The following is a 22,079-nucleotide window of genomic DNA, read 5'->3' as shown; positions in this document are numbered from 1 at the left end:
CATGGGCGCAGACCTCATCTCGATCGCCAAGTCCGGTGCAGCCGCGGCCCGCGCGGCGCTGGACCTGACCGCGCAGAACATTTCCAACGCCTCTTCCGAGGGTTATGTCCGGCGCACGCTCACCGTTTCCGAACTTGCTGCCAATTCCGGCGCCGCCTCGCCGACCGCGATCAACCTCGCCGGCGTGCGGATCACCGGGGTCACGCGCAATGCCGACGTGTTCCGCCAGGCCGAAGTGCGCCGCACCGGCGCCGACGCCGCGCGCGCCTCGGCCGAGGTCCAGGGGCTGGAGAACATCGAAGCGGCGGTCGAGCAGACCGGCGTCTACAATTCCATCGTCGCCTTCGAGGCCAGCCTGCAGCAGCTCGTCTCCGATCCCACCGACGGATCGCTGCGCGCCGCCGTGCTCGAACAGGGCCGCACCATGGCCCAGACCTTCAACGTCGCGGCCTCCAGCCTCGACGCGGTCGGCGAGGGTCTGCGCTTCGAGGCGCAGGATGGGGTGGACGAAGTCAACCGCGTCGCCGGCGAACTCGCCCGCGTGAACCTGCGCCTTTCGCGCGCTTCCGATGCATCGAGCGACCAGACGACACTGCTCGACCAGCGCGACTCGCTGCTCGAACAGCTCAGCAAGCACGTCAACGTCACCGCCACCTATAATCAGGACAAGACCGTCAGCGTGACCATCGGCGGCACCGCCGGCCAGACGCTGGTGGCGGGGGGCACCGCCTCGACGCTGGCCATGGCGACCGCGGCCGACGGCACCATCTCGTTCACGCTCGACGGCAGCGCGGCAACGATCAGCTCGGGCGGACTGGCCGGCCGGGGCCAGGCGCTCACCCAGCTCGCCGACACGCGCAGCCAGCTCGACGCGCTGGCCGCCAACATCGTTAGCGTCGTCAACGCGGCGCAGGCGAACGGCGTGGACCTTGCGGGCAATGCCGGGCAGGCGCTGTTCTCCGGCACCGGTGCCGCCGACATCGCCATGATCGCCACCGGCGCCAGCGCCATCGCCACCGCCCCCTCGGGCGCCGCCGCCGGCAGCCGCGACCCGTCGAGCCTCTCGGCGCTACGGGCCGCGCTGACTGCGGCCGATCCCGCCGGAACCATGAACACGCTGTTGTTCACCGTCTCCAGCGCCGTGGCCGGCCGCACCGTCACGCGCGACGCGCTCAGTTCCATCGCCAGCACCGCCAGGATCGCGCTCCAGGCCCAGGCCGGCGTCGACCTCGACGAAGAGGCGGTCAATCTCGTCCGCTACCAGCAGGCATTCCAGGCCAACGGCCGGGTGATGCAGGTGGCAAGCGACATCTTCGATTCCATCCTAGGTATCAGGTAAGGCGGTCATGGCCACGATTTCCACCAGCACCGGCGCCTTCTTCGAACGGGCGCGCGTGAGCATGAAGGACTTGCGTTCGCAGGCCGAGAGCCTGCAGAGCCAGCTCTCCAGCGGCCAGAAGCTGTCGCGCTCATCGGACGATCCGGTCGCGGCGTCCCGGCTGCGGACGCTGTCGCGGCTGGAAAAGCTCACGAACATCGATGCCAGCAACGCCCAGCGCGCCGACGCCGACCTGACGCTGGCCGACGCCGCCCTCGGCGACATGGCCAAGGCCGTGATCCGCATGCAGGAACTGGCCACGCAGGCCGCCAGCGGCACGCTCACCGAGGACCAGCGCTCCGCCCTCGGCAAGGAAGTGGAGTCCATCTACAGCACGCTCGTTTCGCTCGCCAACTCGCGCGATTCGAACGGCCACGCACTGTTCGGCGGCGAAAGCGCGGGCGATGCCTACACCGTCGACGCTTCAGGCAACGCCGCATATGCCGGCACCGCCACTTCGGGCGATCTTTCGCTGGGCGACGGGCAGACCGTGACACGCTCGCTGACCGGACCGGAATTTCTGGAATTCTCGGTCAATGGCACGCCCACTGATCTGTTGGGTGTCGTCAAGGACCTTGCCAGCGCGCTGCAGGGCGGCGTCGCCGATCCCGCCGGTGCTGCCAGGGACGCACTCGGATCGCTCAAGGCCGGCCTCGACACGCTGACGACCGCGCAGACGGTGATCGGCACGCGCCTTTCCTGGATCGACCTGACATCCGAACGCCGCACCAATGTTGGCGAGTTGCGCTCCACCGAGGAGGCCAACCTCGGTGCCACGGACATTACCAGCACGATCGCCACGCTGCAGGAAACGATGCTGGTGCTCCAGGCCAGCCAGGCCAGCTTCACCAAGCTCTCCAACCTTTCGCTTTTCAATCAGCTGAGCTGATCGTGACACCCGATCCCAAGTCAGGAAACGGGCCTAATTCTACAGGGGACTGCTAACCATGTTTGCACTTGTCGGCGTCGTGATCCTGCTGATCATGGTATTCGGCGGCTTCGCCCTGACCGGCGGCGCGCTGGGTCCGGTCTTTCACGCGATCCCGCACGAAATGCTGATCATCGGCGGCGCCGCCGTCGGCGCGATCGTGACCGGCAACTCGATGCACCAGCTCAAGGCACTCGGCGGCGCGCTGAAACGGGTCTTCAAGGGCGCCCGGCACAACAAGCAGGACCACGTCGACGCGATCATCCTGACCACCCGGCTGATGAAGATCCTGCGCACCGAAGGCCCGGTGGCGCTGGAAAGCCATGTCAACGATCCCAAGTCCTCCTCGCTCTTCGCCGAGTTCCCGCGGCTGCTCGCGAACACCGCGCTGGCCAACCTCATCTGCGACACCCTGACGCTGATCGTGGTCTCGTCCGGTACGCTGGAAGTTCACGCTGTGGAGGACGTGATGGACAATGCGATGAAGACGCATTTCCATGAATTGCACGAACCCCAGCACGCGCTCCAGACGCTCGCCGACGCGCTGCCCGCGCTCGGCATTGTCGCCGCCGTGCTCGGCGTGGTGAAGACGATGGGTTCGATCGACGAGCCGCCCGCCATCCTGGGCGGGATGATCGGCTCGGCGCTGGTCGGCACATTCCTGGGCGTGCTTCTCGCCTATGGCATCGTCGCGCCGATGGCGGGCCGCCTCAAGCAGATCAACGGCGAAGACGAGCAGATCTTCCACGCCGTCAAGCAGGTCGTGATCGCCAGCCTGCACGGCTGGCCGCAGCCGCTGGTCGTCGAATCGGCGCGCTCGGGCCTCGGCCATTCCTTCCGCCCGGGCCTCTCCGAGCTGCTCGACGCGATGAGGGGACGCTGACATGGCCGCCAAGCGAGGCAGGAACGAACCGCTGCCGCCGATCATCGTCAAGAAGATCACGCTGGTCGAAGGCGGCCACCACGGCGGCGCCTGGAAGGTGGCCTATGCCGACTTCGTGACCGCGATGATGGCCTTTTTCCTGCTGCTGTGGATTCTCGGCGCGACGACCGAGAAACAGCGCAAGGGCATTGCAGACTACTTCACCCCCACGCTGGTCAAGACGAGGGAATCCGCCGCCGGTTCCTCCAACGGCCTGCTCGGCGGCTCATCGATGGTCGACGCCGACAAGTATCCCCACGCCGCGGGCCAGACCGGCACCCAGTCCATGACCATCCCGCGCGACGCCACCGGCGGCCCCAAGGAAGGCGGCAGCAAGATCAAGCGCTCGGCCCGCGCCAAGGCCGCGCTCGAGGAGAAGCTGAAGTCCAGCGAGCACCTGCGCAAGCTGGCCAAGCAGGTCCGCCTGGTCGACACGACGATGGGCGTGCGGATCGACCTCGTCGACGATGCCGACTTCTCGATGTTCCGCCTCGGCACCACCGTGCTCACGCCGGATGCCGCGGAACTCATCGGCGTGATCGCCGAGGCCGTCGGGCCGGACAGGGGCAAGCTCACGATCCGCGGCCACACCGACGCGCTGCCGTACCGCCCCGGCACTTACGGCAACAACTGGTCGCTCTCCGCCGGCCGCGCCGAAGCCACGCGCCAGGCGCTCCTGCGCGACGGCATCGACGAGAGCCGCTTCAAACGCATCGAGGGCGTCGCGGACCAGGAGCTGCTGATCCCTGACAACCCGCAGGATCCGCGCAACCGGCGCATCTCGATCACTCTGCTCGACTGAGCCCCAACTGTTTCAGTGTGGTGGATACCGGGTTCGGTTCCGCCACATCAGTGGCGGGACGCGAATCGGACCGACTCCGATCTCCAGTCTCCCGGTCCGAGATGACGGCCCCCGTCGCCATCTCCGCTCCCGCCACCACCCGCCCCTGCCGCCTGCCCTCATCGCCGAAGTGATCGCTTTGCCCGCGCACGTCGCGGCGCTTGCGCATGGGTGCGCCTTTCCCTCACCTTCGGAAGCACACTGAGGGAGAGAGGACCATGGCATTCACCGGGCCGGTTGAGGATCGTCTCGCGATCCGCGAACTCTACGGGACTTATTCCGATGCGAGCTGGCGCGGCGACCGCGAGCAATGGGTTTCCTGCTTCGCCCCGGAGGGTCGCTGGTCGAGCCACCTGTTCGACGCGACCGGGCACGACGCGCTGCGCGAGACCTGGGACGGCCTATGGAAGGACTGGGAAACGGTCGCCTTCATGGGCGAGATCGGTGCCATGGACATCGCCCGCGACAGTGCCAGCGTGCGTTCCTTTGCCCGCGAGGTGGTGAAGATGAAGAACGGCGCGATCTTCAAACTCTGCGGCCACTATGACGACCGGCTCCTGCGTATCGGAGACGAATGGAAATTCCTGTGGCGCGCCTACAGGCTCACGATAGACGAGTTTCCCGAGGGGATGGCTGGATAGGCATCCTGCCACGGCGGGTAAGGCTGCGAAGGGCTCGCCTGCGCCCCTTTGTGGTTTTCGCTGAGGGGAATGCCCGAACGAACGGCCGTGATCGCGGGAGCGACGAAGCGAAGCGCTTTTGCGCTCCCGCTCCCCCCACTTGCGTGAGCACGGAACTGACGGGCACGGCATGCAACCTATATGGTTGGGGAAATATACCTATCCGATATATCCGGATCGGACCTGGGGCGTCCGCGCCGAAAGCAGGCACGGAGAAGGCCCCGGCGGCCTGGGGAAAGCACCGCCGGAGCCCTAGCCTGCCGAGGCAGGCTATTGTCGGTTTTGACCGCTTAGCGGAGCAGCGAGAGCACGCTCTGCTGGCTCTGGTTCGCCTGCGAAAGCATGGCAGTCGAAGCCTGCGAGAGGATCTGCGACTTGGCCATGGCGGTGGTTTCCGCCGAATAATCGGCATCCTCGATCCGCGAACGGGCGTCTGAAAGGTTCGTCACGTTGTTGGTGAGGTTGTTGATTGCCGATTCGAGGCGGTTCTGGCCGGCACCCAGCGAAGCGCGCGAGGCGTTGACGTCGGCAAGGGCGGTATCGACGTTGTCGATCGTGGTCGAGGCGGCGGTGGCGGTCGAGACGTCGAGCGCGGTGGCGTCGATGTTGGTGCCGTCGATCGCGGTCGAGGTCAGCGTGACCGTGTCACCCGAGTTGGCGCCGGTCTGGATGTCGATGGTGACGTCCGTGCCCGAAGTGGTCGAGAAGAGCGCGTTGCCGTTGAACTCGCTGTTGGCGAGAACATCACCGATCTGTTCGGTCAGTGCGGTCACTTCCTGCTGCATCGCGTCACGGTCGGAGTCCTGGTAGGTGCCCGAGGAGGACTGGACGGCCAGTTCGCGGACGCGCTGCAGCATGTTGGTGACTTCCGACAGCGCGCCGTCGGCGGTCTGGGCCATCGAGATGCCGTCGTTGGCGTTGCGGATGCCCTGGCTCATGCCCTTGATCTGCGAGGTCATCGAGGTCGAGATGGCGAGGCCGGCGGCGTCGTCCTTGGCCGAGTTGATGCGCTTGCCCGTCGACAGGCGCTCCATCGACGTGCTCAGCATCTTGTTGGCGGAATTGGATGCGTTGGCCGCCTTCACCGCGCTGATGTTGGTATTGATTACAGACATATAGGTAGCTCCCGTTTAATGTCCCGAATTCCCGAACAGCTTTGCCGGCCCATCCGGCGCCGCTGCCGAACCCCAGACCGGCAAGCCACCGGCAAATTTAAGCCGGTCCGGCAAAAAGATGATCGGATAAGGGGCAAAAAGGCCCAAATCGGTCCGAAACTAGTGCAAACCCCTACTGCCCATTCTTTAGAACCATTAACCAATTAACCTTCATAAGCGGCCTCGGAGATTGGTTAAACATTACGGGGGACCTTCGAGACATGCGTGGGGTTCAATTCGATACCGAATTCGCTCGGCAACACGGGCCGCTCGCACAGCGCGGCGCGGCGATCGCCGCATCGCTGTTCGACTGCGATGCCATCGACCTGCGCGACGCGGCTGACGGGGGGCCTGCGCGTCCACGGACGCGTGCTGTTCACCTCAGCAGGGGCAAGGCCCCGGCGCTGGGCCGCAAGGGAGCATCGCAGGTCGCTCTGACCTACGCAGATCCCTTGAGCGAAAGCTCGCTGGCCATGCTGCTCGCGGCGATGGCCGGCGCGGACGAGCCGATCGCGGCCGATCCGGAAAGCCTTTCCGTTTTCGCCCTCGCCGGCCGTCTCGCCGAAAGCGACATTCCGGTGCTGATCAACGGCCCGACCGGAACCGGCAAGGAAGTGCTCAGCCGCTTCATCCACACCCGCAGCAAGCGCCGCGACGGGCCGTTCATCGCGGTCAACTGCGCGGCGATGCCCGAAACCATGCTCGAGGCCTTGCTGTTCGGCCACCAGAAGGGCGCCTTCACCGGCGCGACCCAGGCGAGCGAAGGCTTCATGCGCGCCGCCGACGGCGGCACCCTGCTGCTGGACGAGATCGCCGAGATGCCGATCCAGCTCCAGGCCAAGCTCCTGCGCGCGCTGCAGGAACAGGAAGTCGTGCCGATCGGCTCGACCCGCGCCATCAAGGTCGACGTACGCATCATCGCCTGCGCCAACCGCGACCTGCCGACGGAAGTGGCTGAAGGCCGCTTCCGAGCCGACCTCTACTACCGCCTCAACGTCTTCCCGCTGGCGCTGCGTCCGCTGCGTGAGCGTGTCGACGACATCGCCCCGCTGGCTTACGCCATGGCGCTGCGTCACGCGCCGGACCCGGCCAACGTCCCCTGCCTGAACGACGCCGCGCTGGCGATGCTCAAGCTGCACTCCTGGCCCGGCAACGTGCGTGAACTGGAGAACGTCATCCGCCGCGCGCTGCTGCTGGCCCACGGCAAGCAGGCCATCGCCGCCGAGCACATCGTGTTCGACAGCCCCGCGCGCCTCATCCAGTCGCCCGTCGCCGCCGCCGGCTTCGGCGTCGCCCCGGCGCCGGACATGCCCGAAGAGACCGATGGCCCCCGCCGGCTTTCCTCGATCGTCCAGCTTTCCGAAGCCCGCGCGATCGTTGAGACGCTGGAGGCCTGCGGTGGCAGCCGGGTGCGTGCCGCGCGCGAACTGGGCATTTCCGAACGGACCCTGCGCTATCGCCTTGCCTCGATGCGTGACGCCGGGATTGAAATCGGCCGCATGGCCGCTGGAGGCCGCCGATGAGCGGCGTCTCCGGCATCGGGGGTGGCGCTGGAGGAATTCAACAGATCATGGCGATGCGCCAGCAGATCATCCAGCGAAACGAACTGCTCCAGCAACTTCATTCGACGCAAGGCGCCCAGCAGACGGGCGGCATCGGCGGCGCGAGCCAGCCCGAGGTCCAGGCCCCTGCCCAGGGCTTTGCCGATACGCTGAAGTCCGCGCTCGACGGCGTCCGCGCGGTCCAGGCCAAGTCCGAGACGATCACCGACGCGTACCAGCGCGGCGAGGTGACCGACGTCGCCAAGGTCATGCTGGCCCGCCAGGAAGCCGGCGTCGCTTTCGAAGCGACCTTGCAAGTCCGCAACAAGCTGCTGTCCGCCTATCAGGACATCATGAGGATGGGGGTGTAATGAATCATGCCCGAGCTCGTCCCAGCCACGCCTAACGGCGCCCCGGCGGCCTCGCTGCCCGCCGCGCCCTCGATGTTCGCTCCGCTCACCGATCCGGCGGGCGGCGGCATCCTCACGCGCCTCGGCACGTTCACCGCGCAGCCGGCGGTCCGCAAGGTCCTGCCGGTTTTCGTCGGTCTTTCGGCCATAGGCGGAGCCCTTCTCGCCTGGAGCGCGCTCGCGCCCTCGCCGCAGCGCACGCTTTACGCGCAGCTCGACGATTCCGGCCGCGCCAGCGTCGCCGCCGCGCTCGACCAGGCCTCGATCGCCTATCAGATTGACAACGGCACCGGCGCGCTGACCGTTTCGGAAAGCGACTACTACAAGGCCCGCATGCTGGTCGCGTCCGACGGCTCGCTCGCCACGCCGGAAAGCGGCGCGCAGATACTCGACAACATGCCGATGGGCGCGAGCCGTACCCTCGAGGGCCAGCGCCTGCGCTCGGCCCGCGAGGCGGACCTGCAGCAGACGATCATGCAGATCGACGGCGTTGAAGGCGTGCGCGTACATCTGGCGGAAGGCGAAAAGTCGGTCTTCGTGCGCGAGAACGTGGCCCCCACCGCCTCGGTGATGGTCCGCCTCGCGCGCGGCCGTTCGCTGACCGAAAGCCAGGTCAGCGCGATCGTAAATCTCGTCGCCGGCTCGGTGCCGGGCCTCTCGCCCGATGCGGTGCGGGTCGTCGACCAGCACGGCGAACTGCTGTCCGAAACCCGCGGCGGCGCCGACAGCGACCGGCTCGACCTGCAATCGCGCATGGAAACGAAACTGCGCGAACAGGTCTCGCAGCTCCTGCGTCCGATGCTCGGCGATGGCAACTTCACCTCGGAAATCCAGGTCGAACTCAACATGGACCAGGTGACATCGGCGCGCGAAAGCTATGACAAGGACGGTGCCGTCCGCACCGAAACCGAACAACAATCGCAATCGACCGCCGCCACGCCGGCCGCAGGCATTCCCGGCGTGCTGGCCAACACGCCGCCGCCGGCTACCCAGGCGCAGCCCGGCGCGCCCCAGGGCACCGCCGCGCAGGCGAGCGCGACACCGCCCACCAGCGGCGAATCCCGCTCCTCGCGCACTTACGAACTCGGCCGCGAGGTTTCGGTCGCCAACACTACGCCGGGCGGCATCAAGCGCCTCTCGGTCGCGGTGGCGATCAGCGCCGAGGCGCTGAAAGGCGCCAAGGGCAGCGAGATTCAGGAAATCGAGGCGCTCGTCAGCGCCGCCGTCGGCGCCGACACGCAGCGCGGGGATCAGGTCAAGGTGATCTCCCGCAGCTTCGAGCCGGTCGCCGATCCGACCGTCCTGCCCTTCTACCAGATGCCGTGGTTCGCCATGGTCGTGCGCTACGGCGCCGCGCTGCTGGCGGTCCTTCTCGTCCTGCTGCTGGGCGTGCGGCCGATGATCAAGGCCCTGCGCGGCGACAAGCCGAAGGGCGCGAAAGGTGCCGCCGGGGACGACGAAGACGAAATTGACGGCGACGAGGACGCCATTCTCGATGCGAACGGGCAGCCGGTCCTGCAAGGGGCGTCCCGGCGGCGCGCCTTGCCGGGCGGCAACGACGCCGAATTCGATATCACGCGCTCCGATCTGCTCAGCCGCCAGCTTGGCCTCGCCCAGCGTCTCGTCGCCGAGAGGCCGGACAGCGCGGTCGCCGCGCTGCGCCAGATGCTCAACGAAATGCCGGCCGAGACCGCCGACAGGAAGGAGCTCGCCCAGTGAGCGAAGTCGTCCCCCTTTTCCCGGCCGACAACGCCGCCGTCATGGTGATGTTGCTCGACAACGACCACGCCTCGCGGATCCTTGCCGAGCTGGAACCCGACGAACTGCGGCGCCTGGGCGAGAAGATGTGCGCGCTCGGCGAAATCAGCCCCCAGATCATCGCCGAGGCCATTGCCGGCTTCGTCGACAAGACCGAGAAGCTCGGCCTCGTCGCGCATGACCGCGTCGGCCAGGTCCGCACGATGATGAGCCGCGCGGTCGGTGAGCTGAAGGCCGAGAACGTGATGCGCAAGATCGCGCCCGAGGAGCAGAAGACGTCGCCGCTGGAACTGGCGCGCTGGCTCACCTCGGAAGCGCTGGTGCCGCTGGTCAAGGGCGAACACCCGCAGGCGATCGCCGTGCTGCTGGTCCAGCTCGACCCCGTGGTCGCCGCCGAAGTGCTGCACGCGCTGCCCGCCAGCGAACAGTCGCAGATCGTCCACCGTATCGCCACGCTCGGCCCGGTCTCGCCGCAGGCGCTCGCCATGCTTGAGGAGCTGCTGACCCGCCGCATCACCGAATGCCACGGCCAGCGCCCGCTCGCCATGGGCGGGCCGAAGGAAGCCGCCGACATCATCAACGGCGCCGGCAAGGTACTGGAAAAGCGCATAATGGGCGAGATCGGCAAGCTCGACAAGGCGCTCGCGAAGCAGATCGAGAACGAGATGTTCAAGTTCGAGCACCTCTTCGTGCTCGATCCGATGTCGATGGGCACGCTGCTGCGCGACATTCCCAACGATGCCCTGATCGATGCGCTCAAGGGCATCACCGAGGACGAACGCGAGTTCTTCTTCCGGGCCATGTCGAGCCGCGCTGCCGACGGCGTCAAGGACGAGATCGCCGCGCGCGGACGCACCAAGCTGGCCGATGTCGTCGCGGCGCAGAAGGAGATCGTGGTCACCGCCCGCAAGCTCGCGGCCGACGGCGCGATCGTGTTCGGCGGCGGCGACGATGAATATGTCTGAGCGCCGCCATGTCTGACCTCGGATTCAAGATTCCGGTCCAGGGCGCCAGCCTGTTCGAGGCGCTCGCCCAGCCCTCGGGCTTTCGCGCGGACGCACGGTTCGGCGCGCTTGCGCCGCCGGAACCGCCATCAAAGCCGATCGAGGAGGGGCCTGCGCCGCCCGATCCCGTGGACGAGGCCTTCGCCCAGGGCTTTGCCGCCGGTTACGAACAGGCGCTGGAAGAAGCCAGGGCCAGGGCCGAGGCGGAGGCGGCCGCGCGCGAAGGGCTGGCGCTGGCGCTAACCCGCCTCGACGCAGAACAGGAAGAGGAACTGCGCATGCGCCTTCGCGAGACCGTCGCGGCGCTGTGCGAAAGCGCGGTGGCGCCGCTCGCCATCGACCAGGACGCGCTGCTGCGCCGGATCGAAGCGGCCATCGCGATGCTGTCGCGCGCGGATGACGACCGCCTGATCCGGCTTCACCCGGAAGACATCCGGCTGATTTCGCAGCGCATGTCGGCCGAATGGACAATCGAGCCCGACCCGGCGATGGAGCGCGGCACGATCCGCATCGAAACCGCCAATGGCGGCGTCGAGGACGGCCCGGCGACCTGGCGCCTCGCCATCGCCGAAGCGCTCCAGCATTGCTGACCGGCCCGTGCTGAAGCTCTGGAACCCGATCCTTGCCGACCTTGCCGACGAGCCGGTCGATCTCTCGCCGCGCCGCTTCGGCCTGGTCACGGCCTGCGACGGCGGCCTACTCGAAGTAAGCGGGCTGTCCGTGCCGGTGGGCGCGATGTGCCGCGTCGGCCATGGCCGCGGCAAGACGCTCTCGGCCGAAGTCATCGGCTTTCGCAACGGCAAGACGATGATGATGCTGCTCGGCGACACGATCCTGCTGCGCCCCGGCGCGCGCGTCTGTCCCGAAGGGCGCCCCGGCATGCTGCCGGTGGGCGATGCTTTCCTGGGCCGCGCGGTCGACGGCGAGGGCCACCCGATCGACGGGGGCCTGCCGATCCACACCCGCCTGGAATGGCCGGCCGGCGGCATACGCACGTCCGCGCTGGACCGCAGCCCGGTGCGCGAATGCTTCGACACCGGCGTGCGTTCGCTCAATGCCCTCACCACCTTCGGCGTCGGTCAGCGCATCGGCGTGATGGCCGGCTCCGGCGTCGGCAAGTCGGTGCTGATCGACATGATCGCGCGCGGCGCTTCGGCCGATGTCATCATCGTCGGCCTGATCGGCGAGCGCGCCCGCGAAGTCTCCGATTTCGTCGAGCGGCACATGAACGCCGAAAAGAAGGGCAAGACCGTCGTGGTCGCGGTTCCCGCCGATCACGCGCCCAACCTGCGCCTGCGCGGCGCGATGCTCGCGACGTCTATGGCCGAACACTTCCGCGCGCAAGGCAAGCGCGTGCTGCTCATCCTCGACAGCCTGACCCGCGTCGCCCATGCCGCGCGCGAAATCGGTCTTTTGCTCGGCGAGCCGGGCGCGGCGCGCGGTTATCCCCCTTCCGCGCTCGCGACGATCACCAAGCTGGTCGAGCGCGCGGGCAATTCGGCGGCAAGCGGCGGTTCGGTCACCGGGCTCTACACAGTGCTCGCCGACGGCGACAACCAGGACGACCCCGTGGTCGACACCGCCCGCTCAATCCTCGACGGGCACATCGTGCTCTCGCGCGATCTCGCGCAGCGCGGCCAGTACCCGGCCGTCGACATCGCCGCTTCCCTGAGCCGCGTGATGAACGACATCGTGACCTCCGGCCACCAGCAGCTCGCCCGCCAGTTCCGCGCACTCATCGCCAGCTACGAGGCCAACCGCGATCTCGTGCTGATGGGCGCCTATCGCGCCGGCGCCGATCCCCAGCTCGACAAGGCGATCGCCATGCACCAGTTGCTGACCGCCTTCCTGTGCCAGCCCGCCGGCGAGATCATCGACCTCGACGACAGCGCCGCCCAGCTCGCGGCATTGTTGGGATGAGCGCCATGCGCCTGCCCGTGAAACGTCATGAGCGCGGAGCCACGCCGTGAAGGAAGATCGCAAGCGCCTCGCGCGGCTGCGGCGGCTCGAGAAGATCCGCGAGATCGCCAAGCAGACCGCCGCGCTGGAATCGGCGCAGGCGGAAAGCACGCTCACCCAGCTGCGCGCGCTGTCCGAACGCACGCGCCAGATGGCGAGCGACTATGCCAGCCGCCGCGAGATGGACGACGGTGCCGCGCTTCACCAGGTCGGGAGCTTCGTCAGCGGCCTTCAGGCCTTGAGCAAATCGACCGACGGCGATGCCCTGCGCGCCCAGTCCATCGCCGATGCCAAGCAGCGCCTGCTCGCCGAGGCGGAGCGTCGCCGCGCCGCCATCGAGGAACGCGCGCTCCTGCAGGAACGCATGATCGCCAAGGCGGCGCAAAGCCCGGCTCTTGGCGGCAGAAAGGGATCTGGCACGGATCTTGATTAGTACCTTGCATGGTTAACCGCGAGGTCCAGCAAGGCATGATCCAGGTTTCGGCTCCTTTGATTTCGGCGAATGCCCCCGGCACGAACGGCATGATGCCCTCGGCGTCGGCGCAGGGCGCGGAATCGGCCGGTTTCGCCGCTCTCCTGGGCGCGGCCGGCAGCCTCACCGCCACACCCGAAACCGCCGCGCAAGACATGGCTGCCGCCATCGCGGCGTCGCTTGCCGGGTTGCCGAGCGGCAATGCCGGCAAGGAAGGCGGCAAGACTTTGCCGGTTGCCGCCCCCGCCGTTGCCGGAACCACCGATACCGGCCTTGCCATTCCCAGTGCCCCCGAAACCCACGAAGCTCCCGACGACGCGGCTTCAGATCAGGCAGACGTGCCCATCGCGGCTGCCATTCCCGTCCTGCCGCTCATCGTCCCACCGCTGCCCGGTAACGACAGTCCTGTCGAATTCCGGGCAGCGGGTCCCGTTTCCGCCGCGCCCGCCCCGGCCATCCCGCGTCCGACGCTTCCCGAAGCCACCGCGCAAGTGACGCGCATCATGGCGAGCGTGCCGATCATTGGACAGGCGGCCGCCGATGGCATTGCCCGCGCGCAGGTCATGCGCGTCAGCCTCTCTCCGATCATTCTCGCCGACGCACAGCCGCAAGTCGGGGGCGAGGCTCCGCCGGCAGCGTCCGCCACCACCTTCCGTTCGGCGACAGCCAGCGCCGCACAGATGCCGGTGCCCGGCATGACGGGCGCGGCAACAACGCCTGCGATGGCGGCTCGCGAAACCGTTCCGGCAGCCACGGTCAGGGCCACGCCTGAAATCGCCAACAATGCCGCGCCGACCGCTGTCGCTGAACCAGTCGCCGCAGTCACCATCAGGCCCGCGCCCGCGTCTGCCGCCACGACCACTGCGCCAGCCACCGCCGAACCTGCAACCGCAGCCGACACACGCACCGCCTCCGCCGCGTCCGGCACTGCCGGAGGGGACGAGCGGGCAGCATCCGCTGCTCCGAGAATCTTCACCCCCGCGCCGTCGCCGGTCATCGGCGCACAGGCCGCGCCCGCCACCGCCCCTGAGGCCAGAGTGATGACCACGGATGCAAGGGCCGAGCCGAAAGCATCCGCCCCCGCCATGCCTGCTTCGCCCATGACCGCCGAAGCCCCGTCCGGCCCCGAAGTCACGAGCCCGGCCATCCAGAGCGCGCCGCAGCAGCCCCTCTTCAACCTTGCGCAGGCCGCTGCCGCCGCCCGCCCGGCGGATCCCGCGCTCGCCGCGACGTCCGCTCCGGCGAGCGCCGAGCAGCCGCACGATTTCGCCACGCTCGTCGAACGCCTGACCGAAGCGCGCGAGGCCGCTTCGCCGCAGGTCGTGCGCACCGCGCTCCAGCATGCCGAGTTCGGCAGGGTCTCGCTCCAGTTCCGTCATGACGACGCGAAGCTGAGCGTGACCATGGCAAACGCCGACCCGGGCTTCACTTCCGCCGTCCAGACCGCCGTGGCCGCCTCCTTGGCAGGCCATGCCGCCGGCAATGGCGAACAGCAGCGCGGCGAAGGCCAGCAGAACCAGCAACAGCAGCAGCAGCAGAGCGCGGCCCAGCAGCAGTCCGCCTCCTCGGGCAATGGCCAGGGGCAGCAGCAGGCCGCGCAGGCCCGCGCCGAGCAAGGCGAGCGCGCTTTTCATCGCGGGCAGGCCAGTTCGGCCGGCGCGCAGCAGGACCGGACCGGGTCATCCGGCCGGACCGGCACCGACAACCAGCGTAGCGGCATCTACGCCTGACATCTGAAATTTCGGGGGAACTTCACATGAGCGACAAGTCTGCGAAGGAAGGCAAGTCCAAGAAGGCCAAGGGCAAGCTCGGCCTGATCCTGGGCGCGGCCGGCCTTCTGGCCGTGGGCGGCGGAGGCATGTTCGGCCTGGTCCAGGCCGGCGTGATCGGCGGCGGCCATCAGCAGGAAAAGGAAGACAACACGCCCAAGCTGATCCGCAAGGGCGAAGTCGATCCTTACGCCCCGGTCAACAAGGACAAGGACGAAGGCGCGATCGATGTCGATGGCGAGGGCGGCGATGAATACCGCACGGCCTACTTCACCTTCGGCGAGGATTTCACTTCGAACCTCAAGAACTCCGAAGCGCTCGTCCAGATCTCGCTGGTCTGTTCCACGCGCCGCGACGGACGCGTGCTGATCTGGCTCAGGAAGCACGAGCTGGCGATCCGTTCACAGCTTCTCGCCATCATCGCCGACACGGCGGAGGACGACGTCTACACGATCCCCGGCAAGGAGCGCCTGCAGAAGCGAATGACCGCCGCGATCAACGACGTCCTGACCCGCAAGGAAGGCTTCGGCGGCGTCGACGCCGTCTACTTCCGCAACTTCATCGTCCAGTGATCCGCCCATGAACACCGCTCTTCCCCATGGCGCCGAACGCGTGAAGGCCAGGCACAGCAAAGACCTGCTGGGCACCGGCCCGACGCTCGACCAGCTCGTCCCCGCGCTTTCGCTGATCGGCGAACGGCTGTCCCGCACGCTGAGCGCGGGCCTTGCGGCGATGCTGGGCGACGATGCGCCGGTGGTGCGGGTCGGCATGCCGATGGACGGCACTCTCGCCTCGATCCAGGCCGACATCGAGGGCCTTGCCTCGCACACGCTGATGACCGTCGGCCCCGAAGGCAGGCCGATGCTCGCGACGTTCGAGGCCGCACCGGTGTTCCGGCTGGTCGACCGGACGTTCGGCGGCCGCGGCGACGTGCCCGATCCGCTGCCCGATGCCTTCCCGCTCTCCGCCGAACTGCTCATCGCCCGCATCGAACAGACCGTTGCCGAGGCTCTTTCGGCCGCGTTCGGCGGCGACGCGGAGCACGTGGTCCGCGCCTTGCGCCGCGATACCAGCCTGCGCCATCTCGCCCCGTTCGAACGCGGTGAGGACCTTCTCCAGCTCTCGCTCGAGGTCGAGGAGGACGGTTTCGACCCCTGGTCGCTGTCGCTGGCCTTCCCGCAGGCGACGCTGGCGGGGATCATCACCGTGCCGCGCCATCCCCGCAAGGCGCGCGCGAACGCCGCCGCGCCCGATCCGGCGGCCGAGCCCTTCGCGTCGATGCCGCTGCCGGTCAAGGCAGTGCTGGTCGACATGACGATCGGCTTCTCGCGCCTCTCCAGCCTCAAGCCCGGCGATGTCCTGCCGGTAGCGGTCGCGCGCAGCGTCCCGCTCAAGGTCGGTGAGCGCACCATCGCCACCGGCACCATCGGCGAACTCGACGATTGCGTCGCGGTTCAGGTTTCCAACGCATTCTGACAACGAAAGACGATCATCCCATGAGCACTCATCCCCGTGGTTTCGATTTCCTGCGCGATGTCGACGTCAAGCTTTCGGTCGAACTGGGCCGGACCGAAATGAAGCTGAAGGACATTCTCTCGCTCGGCCCCGAGAGCGTCGTCGTGCTGGACCGCATGACCGACGAACTGCTCGACGTGCTGGTCAACGGCAAGCCGATCGCCAAGGGCGAAGTCGTGTCGCACAACGGCCGCTTCGGCCTGCGCATCGTCGCGATGGTCGGCGCCGAGGATGCCGCCGACGAGAGCGCGATCCCGCTGCCCGTCGGCGCGGAGGCCTGACACTCGATGCTCTGGTACATCCTCAAGCTGATCATCCTGCTGCCGCTGATCGCCGCGATAGCCTGGGGCTGTCTCAAGCTGGCGAAGAAGATGCAGGAGAAGGCCGGGATCGGCGCCGGATCGAAATCGATCCGCATCGTCGAGACGACCATGCTCTCGCCCACGCTCAAACTCGCGGTGATCGAGTTCCACGGGCGCGAGATCCTCGTCTCGGCCTCGCGCGGCGGCCTCACACGGCTCGCCGAAGCGCCGGCGCGTGAAAGGATCGCGGAGTGACCGGCCGCGTAGCGCTGACCAAGCCCACCCCCAGCCCCTCCCGCCTGCGGGAGGGGAGCGAGACTTGCCTTGCCGCAGGCAAGGGTAGTCGCAGCCGGGTGGGCATTCTCGCCGGGCTGGGCGCAACCATCTCAGCATTCCTCCTCCCCGCCGTGGCCTTCGCCCAGGCGCAGATGCCGGCCGCCCCTTCAGACTCCGCGATCCCCGGCGCGCTCGACCGGGCCTTCGGTTCGCTCGGCGGCACCGAAGGCCCGGGCATGGGTCTCTCGCTCCAGCTCCTGCTCATCATGGGGCTTCTCACGATCCTGCCCAGCCTGATCCTGATGATGACCAGCTTCACCCGCATCCTGGTGGTGCTGGCGATCCTGCGTCAGGCGCTGGGCCTGCAACAATCGCCGCCCAACCAGGTGCTGATCGGGCTTTCGCTGTTCCTCTCGCTGTTCATCATGGCGCCCACGCTGGAGCGCGTGAACCAGACCGCGATCGCGCCCTACTCCGCCGGGACCCTCAATGCCGAACAGGCCATCGCCAATGCCGGCGATGAATTCCACAAGTTCATGATCCGCCAGACCCGCGAACGCGACCTGATGATGTTTGCCGAGATGGCAGGCGCGCCCAGGTTCGCCCGGCCGGCCGACGTGCCCTTCTCGATCCTGCTGCCGGCCTTCGTCACCAGCGAACTCAAGACCGCGTTCCAGATCGGTTTCATGCTGTTCCTGCCATTCCTGGTGATCGACCTCGTCGTCTCCTCGGTGCTGATGTCGCTCGGCATGATGATGATGAGCCCGATGGTCGTCTCGCTGCCCTTCAAGCTGCTCCTCTTCGTCATGGTCGACGGCTGGGCGCTGCTGATGGGCTCGCTGGCATCGAGTTTCGGTTAGGCTGAACCATGGACGACATCTCCAACCTCCTCAGCCTTGCCGACAAGATGCTCTGGGTCGCGGCGCTGGTCGCGGCGCCGGTACTGATCGCCTCGCTCGCGGTCGGCCTTGCCGTGGGCATCGTCCAGGCGGCCACCTCGGTCAACGAACAGACGCTGACTTTCGTGCCCAAGCTGGCGATCACCGCGCTGGTGCTGGTGATGTTCGGCGGGTCGATGATGGGCCTCATCGGTGATTTCACGCAGGAGATCTTCGCCCAGATCGCGAATATATCCCAGGCCGAGCGGGTCATCCGGTGATCGGCCTCGACTTCGGCTTTGGCGCGCTGGAGCAGGAATTCTGGCGGCTGCTTTTCGTGATGACGCGCATCGGCGCGGCGCTGGTCGCCGCGCCGCTGTTCGGAACGCCAAGCGTGCCGCCGCAACTGCGCGTGGTCGCCGCCGGAGCCATTGCCGTTCTGATCTGCGCCTGGACGCCGGTTCAGGCGCCCGAAGCGCTGCTGTCGCTTTCGGGCCTGGTTTCGGTGGCGGGTGAAGTTCTGGTAGGCCTCTCGCTCGGCTTCATCCTGCAGCTCGCCTTCGCCGCGCCGGTGCTCGCGGCCGAGATCATCAGCGGCTCGATGGGCATGAGCATGGCAACCGCGGTCGATCCCAACTCGGGCGCGCAGTCGCCCGCGCTGGGGCAGTATTTCTCGGTCGTCGTGACGCTGATCTTCCTGGCGCTCGGCGCACACCTGCAGTGGTTCTCGCTGGTGGTCGAAAGCTACAAGGCCTTTCCGCCGGGCCAGACCTGGCTCGGCCCCGAACGCTTCGCCGAGATCGCCGGCTTTGCCACCTACATGTTCACCACGGCGGTGATGATCGCACTGCCGGTCAGCCTCGTGCTGCTGATTGTCCAGGTGGTGACCGGCGTGCTGAGTCGCTCGGCCCCCTCGCTCAACCTCTTCGCGCTCGGCCTGCCCGCCGGCGTGCTGGCCGGCATCGCCGCGCTGCTGATTTCCGCCCCGGTGCTCACCGACCTGGTCGTGCGCCTTTCCGCCGATGCCATCGGCGCCACTTCGGACCTGATGAAACCATGAGCGAACAGAGCGGCGAAAAGAACTTTGCGCCAACCGAAAAGCGCAAACGCGACGCGGCTCAGAAAGGCGACGTGCTGCGTTCGCGCGAGCTGGCGACGGCGGGCGCGGTCACCGTAGGCGCGGTCTGGCTGCTGGCGGCCGGCCCCTGGGTGCTTGGCCGCCTGACCGACACGCTGCGCGCCGGCTTCACCTGGGACCGCGGCGCCATCATGGACTTCGCGCCCGGCAAGCTGATCGAGGCCGCCGCCATCGCCGCGCTGCCGCCGGTGTTCGTCCTGGGTCTGGCGATCATCGCCGTCTCGCTCGTCTCGCAGCTCGGCTTCGGCGAGGGCCGCTGGATCGGCGGCAATATCGCGCCCAAGGCATCGCGCATCAATCCCGCTTCCGGCCTCAAGCGCATGTTCGGGCCGACCGGCTGGATCGAGATGGCCAAGGGCGTCGCCAAGGTCGGTCTGCTCGGCGCGATCGCCTGGTTCTGGGCCAGCGGGCGGATCGAAACCATCGCCCGCCTTGGACGCGGCGACTTGTGGGGCCAGCTTGCCTATGCCTGGAACGGCGTGATCCTGCTGCTGTTCCTGCTCGCCGCCGGCCTGTTCGTGATCGCCATGATCGATATGCCGGTGCAGATGGTGCGCCGCCTCATGCGCCTGAAGATGACGCTCCAGGAAATGCGCGACGAGAACAAGGAAAGCGAAGGCTCGCCCGAGAAGAAGGCGGCAATCAGGGACCGTCAGCGCAAGATCGCCATGGGCGGCCTGATCCCGGCGATGAAGGAAGCGCAGTTCATCATCACCAACCCGACGCACTTCTCGGTCGCGCTCGCCTATGACCCGGACAAGGCCCACGCGCCGATCGTCCTCGCCAAGGGCCGCGGCGAGAAGGCGCTGGCGATGCGCGAGCTGGCCGCCGAATACGCGGTACCGGTGCTCGAATACCCCGCGCTGGCCCGCTCGGTGTTCTACACCACCCGCGAGCGCCAGATGATCCGCGAGGAACACTATGCCGCCGTCGCCTCGATCCTCGCCTTCGTGCTGTCGCTCAAGCGCGGCGAGAAGCGGGTCCGGCCGGAAGTCGCGGTGCCGGTCACCCTGCGCTTCGACGCGGAGGGCCGCCTCGATCCGGCCTCGGTTTCCTGACTCATGCCCTTAACTCGCACGCAACAGGACCGTTCTGAAGACCCATGGTAGACAGCACCTCCTCATCGACGTCGGCAACGTCGTCGCTGATCCAGTCGCTCGGCGCGGGAAGCGGGATCGATTTCGGGGCACTGGCCACGAACCTTTCGGCCGCGCAGTTCGCGGCCCGCAGCGACCGGCTGACCGCCAAGTCCGAAACGCTCGAAGCGCAGATTTCCGCGGCTTCGAACATCCGGTCGATGATGCTGAACCTCAATACCTCGCTCGGCACGCTGGTCCGTTCCGGCGAACTCGCCCGCACGCCGATGGTCGCCAACGGCTCGGTCGCGACGGCCGCGCTGACCGGCACGGCGACCACCAAGGGCAATTACTCGCTCGAGGTCACGCAACTGGCGAGCGGGCAACGTCTTGCCAGCAACGCCTATACCGCATCGACCGACACGGTCGGCGCGGGCACGCTCACTCTGCGCTTCGGCACCGTCTCGGGAATGACCTTCACCGAGGATACGGGGCACGCCGCGGTCGACATCACCGTTGCGAGCGGCGCCACGCTTGCCGACGTGGCGACCGCGATCAATGCCAAGAATTCCGGCGTGACCGCCTATATCGCCAACACGGTGGACGGCGCGCAGCTTGTCCTGCGCGGGCAGGAAGGCGCGGCCAACGGCTTCATTCTCGAAGCGGCGGAAGACGTGGCCGATCCCGGGCTTTCCAATCTTGCCTGGACCCCGTCGTCGGGATCCGGCCAACTGCTCGCCGGCGCGACGGACGCCGCGTTCAAGATCGACGGCCTTTCGATGACCGCCAGCTCGAACACTGCGGCCAACGCCATTCCGGGCGTCAAGTTGACCCTCACGGGGACGAATGCCGGTTCGCCCACGACGATCAGCTTCAACGATCCGAAGGACACCATTGCCTCGGCGATGCGGGACTTCACCGACGCGCTCAACGAGATCATGAGCGAACTCAACGCGGCAACTGGCATCGGCGGCGATCTCGCCAACGACAGCGGGACGCGGGCGCTCAAGCGCAAGCTCTCGCAGTTCGCCGGCGCGGTGGTGATGCCCAACGCGACCGGCACCGCCAGGACGCTGGCCGATCTTGGCCTCAAGACCGAACGCGACGGCACATTCACGTTCGACACGAGCCGGTTCAACGCGACCATGGAGGCGGATCCCGACGGCGTCGTCGCGATGTTCACGACCGGCATTCACGGGGTCTACTCCAGCTTCGACAAGCTTTACCGCGGGGCCTCCAGCACCACCGATCCCGGATCGCTGGGAAGCTCGATCAAGCGTTACAACAAGCAGCTCACGCAGGCCTCCGAGGATCTGACCGAGCTGTCCGAAAAGCAGGAGGCGCTTCGCATCCAGCTCATTTCCCGCTTCGCGGTCACCGAATCGCGGATCACCTCGTCCCAGTCGACGCTGACGTTCCTCCAGAACCAGATCGACGCCTGGAATAGCTCGAACGACTGATATGCTGGCCCACAGAACCCCCCACGAAGCCTACCGCCGCGTCGACTTCGACGCGCGCGTGCATGGCGCGAGCCCGGCCGAGCTGGTCCACTTGTGCTACGAGCATCTCGTCAGCGCGCTCGGCACAGCGATCCATGCCCACGGCATCGGCGACAACAGCCTGAAAAGCAGCTCGATGACCCGCGCCCTGACGGCGATCACCGCGCTGCAACTCGGCGTGTCCGGCGATTCGGACGTCGCGGGGGCACTCAAGCACCTCTACGAATCGGCCAGGCGCACGCTTCTCGACTGCGCGATCTCGTTCGATCCGCACAAGGTCGAGACGCTGCGCGCGGACTTCATGGAGATCGGCCGCGCGCTGCAGCAGGGCTGATACCGAGCCGGCGTCGGACGATATTGCACGATTCCGGTGAACAATACTGGCGGAACAGCACGACCCGTCCGCCAACGGCCCGGAAATAACTCGAAATCGGAACCATCCCCGCGCGCGCCTGTAACCGACTGCGAATATCCCCCTAGTACCACGCCACAGAGATTATGACTCTTTGACGGGGTAGGCCTTGCGGAGTTTTTCGCGCGCCGTTTGGGTCGTGAACATCCATTGGATCTGGGCTCCTT

Annotated in this window: 24 protein-coding genes; 23 read left to right on the top strand and 1 reads right to left on the bottom strand. The window is 67.4% G+C overall.

What is annotated here, in order from left to right:
- Position 1: 1 nt before the first annotated feature.
- The 5 genes from flgK to IEX32_RS04900 all read left to right on the top strand — a co-directional run bounded on the left by flgK (position 2) and on the right by IEX32_RS04900 (position 4,710).
- Positions 2-1,339: a flagellar hook-associated protein FlgK gene (gene flgK, locus IEX32_RS04920; protein WP_188769062.1), complete on the top strand. Its 1,338-nt coding sequence runs from the start codon at positions 2-4 to the stop codon at positions 1,337-1,339.
- A gap of 7 nt (positions 1,340-1,346) precedes the next feature.
- Positions 1,347-2,267, top strand: a complete 921-nt coding sequence (locus tag IEX32_RS04915; RefSeq protein ID WP_188769061.1) for a flagellin N-terminal helical domain-containing protein — start codon at positions 1,347-1,349, stop codon at positions 2,265-2,267.
- A 58-nt stretch (positions 2,268-2,325) separates the two neighbouring features.
- Positions 2,326-3,189, top strand: coding sequence for a flagellar motor stator protein MotA (gene motA / locus IEX32_RS04910; RefSeq protein ID WP_188769059.1), 864 nt, complete (start codon positions 2,326-2,328; stop codon positions 3,187-3,189).
- 1 nt (position 3,190) lies between these two features.
- Positions 3,191-4,030: a flagellar motor protein MotB gene (locus tag IEX32_RS04905; protein ID WP_188769057.1), complete on the top strand. Its 840-nt coding sequence runs from the start codon at positions 3,191-3,193 to the stop codon at positions 4,028-4,030.
- A 257-nt stretch (positions 4,031-4,287) separates the two neighbouring features.
- A complete protein-coding gene (locus IEX32_RS04900; protein ID WP_188769055.1) occupies positions 4,288-4,710 on the top strand; it encodes a nuclear transport factor 2 family protein in 423 nt (140 codons plus the stop codon).
- Positions 4,711-5,039: 329 nt separating this feature from the next.
- Here IEX32_RS04900 and IEX32_RS04895 read toward each other — a convergent pair whose 3' ends face one another.
- A complete protein-coding gene (locus IEX32_RS04895; protein ID WP_188769054.1) occupies positions 5,040-5,864 on the bottom strand; it encodes a flagellin N-terminal helical domain-containing protein in 825 nt (274 codons plus the stop codon).
- 260 nt (positions 5,865-6,124) lie between these two features.
- Here IEX32_RS04895 and IEX32_RS04890 point away from each other — a divergent pair, with 260 nt between their 5' ends.
- The 18 genes from IEX32_RS04890 to IEX32_RS04805 all read left to right on the top strand — a co-directional run bounded on the left by IEX32_RS04890 (position 6,125) and on the right by IEX32_RS04805 (position 21,834).
- Positions 6,125-7,426 (top strand): sigma-54 interaction domain-containing protein, encoded by a 1,302-nt coding sequence (locus IEX32_RS04890; protein WP_188769053.1) that lies wholly within the window; start codon positions 6,125-6,127, stop codon positions 7,424-7,426.
- The gene (gene fliE / locus IEX32_RS04885) at positions 7,423-7,815 is read left to right on the top strand and encodes a flagellar hook-basal body complex protein FliE (RefSeq protein ID WP_188769048.1); all 393 of its coding nucleotides are present in this window, start codon (positions 7,423-7,425) and stop codon (positions 7,813-7,815) included. The genes IEX32_RS04890 and fliE overlap by 4 nt, the downstream gene beginning before the upstream one ends.
- 6 nt (positions 7,816-7,821) lie before the next feature.
- The gene (gene fliF / locus IEX32_RS04880) at positions 7,822-9,573 is read left to right on the top strand and encodes a flagellar basal-body MS-ring/collar protein FliF (RefSeq protein WP_188769046.1); all 1,752 of its coding nucleotides are present in this window, start codon (positions 7,822-7,824) and stop codon (positions 9,571-9,573) included.
- On the top strand, positions 9,570-10,577 hold the full coding sequence (gene fliG, locus IEX32_RS04875; protein WP_188769044.1) for a flagellar motor switch protein FliG: 1,008 nt from the start codon (positions 9,570-9,572) through the stop codon (positions 10,575-10,577). The genes fliF and fliG overlap by 4 nt, the downstream gene beginning before the upstream one ends.
- Positions 10,578-10,585: 8 nt before the next feature.
- Entirely contained in the window at positions 10,586-11,206 is a 621-nt protein-coding gene (locus tag IEX32_RS04870) for a FliH/SctL family protein (protein WP_188769042.1), read from the top strand.
- Positions 11,207-11,213: 7 nt separating this feature from the next.
- Positions 11,214-12,536 (top strand): FliI/YscN family ATPase, encoded by a 1,323-nt coding sequence (locus IEX32_RS04865; RefSeq protein WP_188769040.1) that lies wholly within the window; start codon positions 11,214-11,216, stop codon positions 12,534-12,536.
- 46 nt (positions 12,537-12,582) lie between these two features.
- On the top strand, positions 12,583-13,008 hold the full coding sequence (locus IEX32_RS04860; protein WP_188769037.1) for a hypothetical protein: 426 nt from the start codon (positions 12,583-12,585) through the stop codon (positions 13,006-13,008).
- A gap of 8 nt (positions 13,009-13,016) precedes the next feature.
- Entirely contained in the window at positions 13,017-14,777 is a 1,761-nt protein-coding gene (locus tag IEX32_RS04855; RefSeq protein ID WP_229736075.1) for a hypothetical protein, read from the top strand.
- 26 nt (positions 14,778-14,803) lie between these two features.
- Positions 14,804-15,388: a flagellar basal body-associated FliL family protein gene (locus tag IEX32_RS04850; protein WP_188769034.1), complete on the top strand. Its 585-nt coding sequence runs from the start codon at positions 14,804-14,806 to the stop codon at positions 15,386-15,388.
- A 7-nt stretch (positions 15,389-15,395) separates the two neighbouring features.
- On the top strand, positions 15,396-16,292 hold the full coding sequence (locus IEX32_RS04845; protein WP_229736072.1) for a FliM/FliN family flagellar motor switch protein: 897 nt from the start codon (positions 15,396-15,398) through the stop codon (positions 16,290-16,292).
- A gap of 20 nt (positions 16,293-16,312) precedes the next feature.
- The gene (gene fliN / locus IEX32_RS04840; protein ID WP_188769032.1) at positions 16,313-16,612 is read left to right on the top strand and encodes a flagellar motor switch protein FliN; all 300 of its coding nucleotides are present in this window, start codon (positions 16,313-16,315) and stop codon (positions 16,610-16,612) included.
- 6 nt (positions 16,613-16,618) lie between these two features.
- Positions 16,619-16,888 carry a flagellar biosynthetic protein FliO gene (locus tag IEX32_RS04835; protein ID WP_188769031.1) on the top strand — a complete coding sequence of 90 codons (270 nt, stop codon included), beginning with the start codon at positions 16,619-16,621 and terminating at the stop codon, positions 16,886-16,888.
- 128 nt (positions 16,889-17,016) lie between these two features.
- The gene (fliP, locus tag IEX32_RS04830; RefSeq protein WP_308421022.1) at positions 17,017-17,769 is read left to right on the top strand and encodes a flagellar type III secretion system pore protein FliP; all 753 of its coding nucleotides are present in this window, start codon (positions 17,017-17,019) and stop codon (positions 17,767-17,769) included.
- An 8-nt stretch (positions 17,770-17,777) separates the two neighbouring features.
- Positions 17,778-18,068: a flagellar biosynthetic protein FliQ gene (locus IEX32_RS04825; RefSeq protein ID WP_188769029.1), complete on the top strand. Its 291-nt coding sequence runs from the start codon at positions 17,778-17,780 to the stop codon at positions 18,066-18,068.
- Positions 18,065-18,847 (top strand): flagellar biosynthetic protein FliR, encoded by a 783-nt coding sequence (fliR, locus tag IEX32_RS04820; RefSeq protein WP_188769027.1) that lies wholly within the window; start codon positions 18,065-18,067, stop codon positions 18,845-18,847. The genes IEX32_RS04825 and fliR overlap by 4 nt, the downstream gene beginning before the upstream one ends.
- Positions 18,844-19,983 carry an EscU/YscU/HrcU family type III secretion system export apparatus switch protein gene (locus tag IEX32_RS04815; protein WP_188769025.1) on the top strand — a complete coding sequence of 380 codons (1,140 nt, stop codon included), beginning with the start codon at positions 18,844-18,846 and terminating at the stop codon, positions 19,981-19,983. The genes fliR and IEX32_RS04815 overlap by 4 nt, the downstream gene beginning before the upstream one ends.
- Before the next feature lie 44 nt (positions 19,984-20,027).
- A complete protein-coding gene (gene fliD / locus IEX32_RS04810; RefSeq protein WP_188769023.1) occupies positions 20,028-21,461 on the top strand; it encodes a flagellar filament capping protein FliD in 1,434 nt (477 codons plus the stop codon).
- A gap of 1 nt (position 21,462) precedes the next feature.
- Positions 21,463-21,834: a flagellar export chaperone FliS gene (locus IEX32_RS04805; RefSeq protein WP_188769016.1), complete on the top strand. Its 372-nt coding sequence runs from the start codon at positions 21,463-21,465 to the stop codon at positions 21,832-21,834.
- Positions 21,835-22,079 lie beyond the last annotated feature (245 nt).

The organism is Novosphingobium endophyticum (assembly GCF_014640675.1).
Lineage (GTDB): Bacteria > Pseudomonadota > Alphaproteobacteria > Sphingomonadales > Sphingomonadaceae > Novosphingobium > Novosphingobium endophyticum.
Note: the sequence above shows the minus strand (reverse complement) of the source record. Positions and strands in the feature narration are given on the sequence as shown.

Bases quoted from the DNA above. Each gene is read 5' to 3' on its own strand.
- IEX32_RS04850 (WP_188769034.1), top strand. From the start codon at position 14,804: ATGAGCGACAAGTCTGCGAAGGAAGGCAAGTCCAAGAAGGCCAAGGGC.
- flgK (WP_188769062.1), top strand. From the start codon at position 2: ATGGGCGCAGACCTCATCTCGATCGCCAAGTCCGGTGCAGCCGCGGCC.
- IEX32_RS04900 (WP_188769055.1), top strand. From the start codon at position 4,288: ATGGCATTCACCGGGCCGGTTGAGGATCGTCTCGCGATCCGCGAACTC.
- IEX32_RS04815 (WP_188769025.1), top strand. From the start codon at position 18,844: ATGAGCGAACAGAGCGGCGAAAAGAACTTTGCGCCAACCGAAAAGCGC.
- IEX32_RS04895 (WP_188769054.1), bottom strand. From the start codon at position 5,864: ATGTCTGTAATCAATACCAACATCAGCGCGGTGAAGGCGGCCAACGCA.
- motA (WP_188769059.1), top strand. From the start codon at position 2,326: ATGTTTGCACTTGTCGGCGTCGTGATCCTGCTGATCATGGTATTCGGC.
- fliD (WP_188769023.1), top strand. From the start codon at position 20,028: ATGGTAGACAGCACCTCCTCATCGACGTCGGCAACGTCGTCGCTGATC.
- IEX32_RS04845 (WP_229736072.1), top strand. From the start codon at position 15,396: ATGAACACCGCTCTTCCCCATGGCGCCGAACGCGTGAAGGCCAGGCAC.
- IEX32_RS04855 (WP_229736075.1), top strand. From the start codon at position 13,017: ATGGTTAACCGCGAGGTCCAGCAAGGCATGATCCAGGTTTCGGCTCCT.
- fliF (WP_188769046.1), top strand. From the start codon at position 7,822: ATGCCCGAGCTCGTCCCAGCCACGCCTAACGGCGCCCCGGCGGCCTCG.
- IEX32_RS04835 (WP_188769031.1), top strand. From the start codon at position 16,619: ATGCTCTGGTACATCCTCAAGCTGATCATCCTGCTGCCGCTGATCGCC.
- fliN (WP_188769032.1), top strand. From the start codon at position 16,313: ATGAGCACTCATCCCCGTGGTTTCGATTTCCTGCGCGATGTCGACGTC.
- fliE (WP_188769048.1), top strand. From the start codon at position 7,423: ATGAGCGGCGTCTCCGGCATCGGGGGTGGCGCTGGAGGAATTCAACAG.
- IEX32_RS04805 (WP_188769016.1), top strand. From the start codon at position 21,463: ATGCTGGCCCACAGAACCCCCCACGAAGCCTACCGCCGCGTCGACTTC.
- IEX32_RS04905 (WP_188769057.1), top strand. From the start codon at position 3,191: ATGGCCGCCAAGCGAGGCAGGAACGAACCGCTGCCGCCGATCATCGTC.
- IEX32_RS04890 (WP_188769053.1), top strand. From the start codon at position 6,125: ATGCGTGGGGTTCAATTCGATACCGAATTCGCTCGGCAACACGGGCCG.
- IEX32_RS04870 (WP_188769042.1), top strand. From the start codon at position 10,586: ATGTCTGACCTCGGATTCAAGATTCCGGTCCAGGGCGCCAGCCTGTTC.
- IEX32_RS04825 (WP_188769029.1), top strand. From the start codon at position 17,778: ATGGACGACATCTCCAACCTCCTCAGCCTTGCCGACAAGATGCTCTGG.
- IEX32_RS04915 (WP_188769061.1), top strand. From the start codon at position 1,347: ATGGCCACGATTTCCACCAGCACCGGCGCCTTCTTCGAACGGGCGCGC.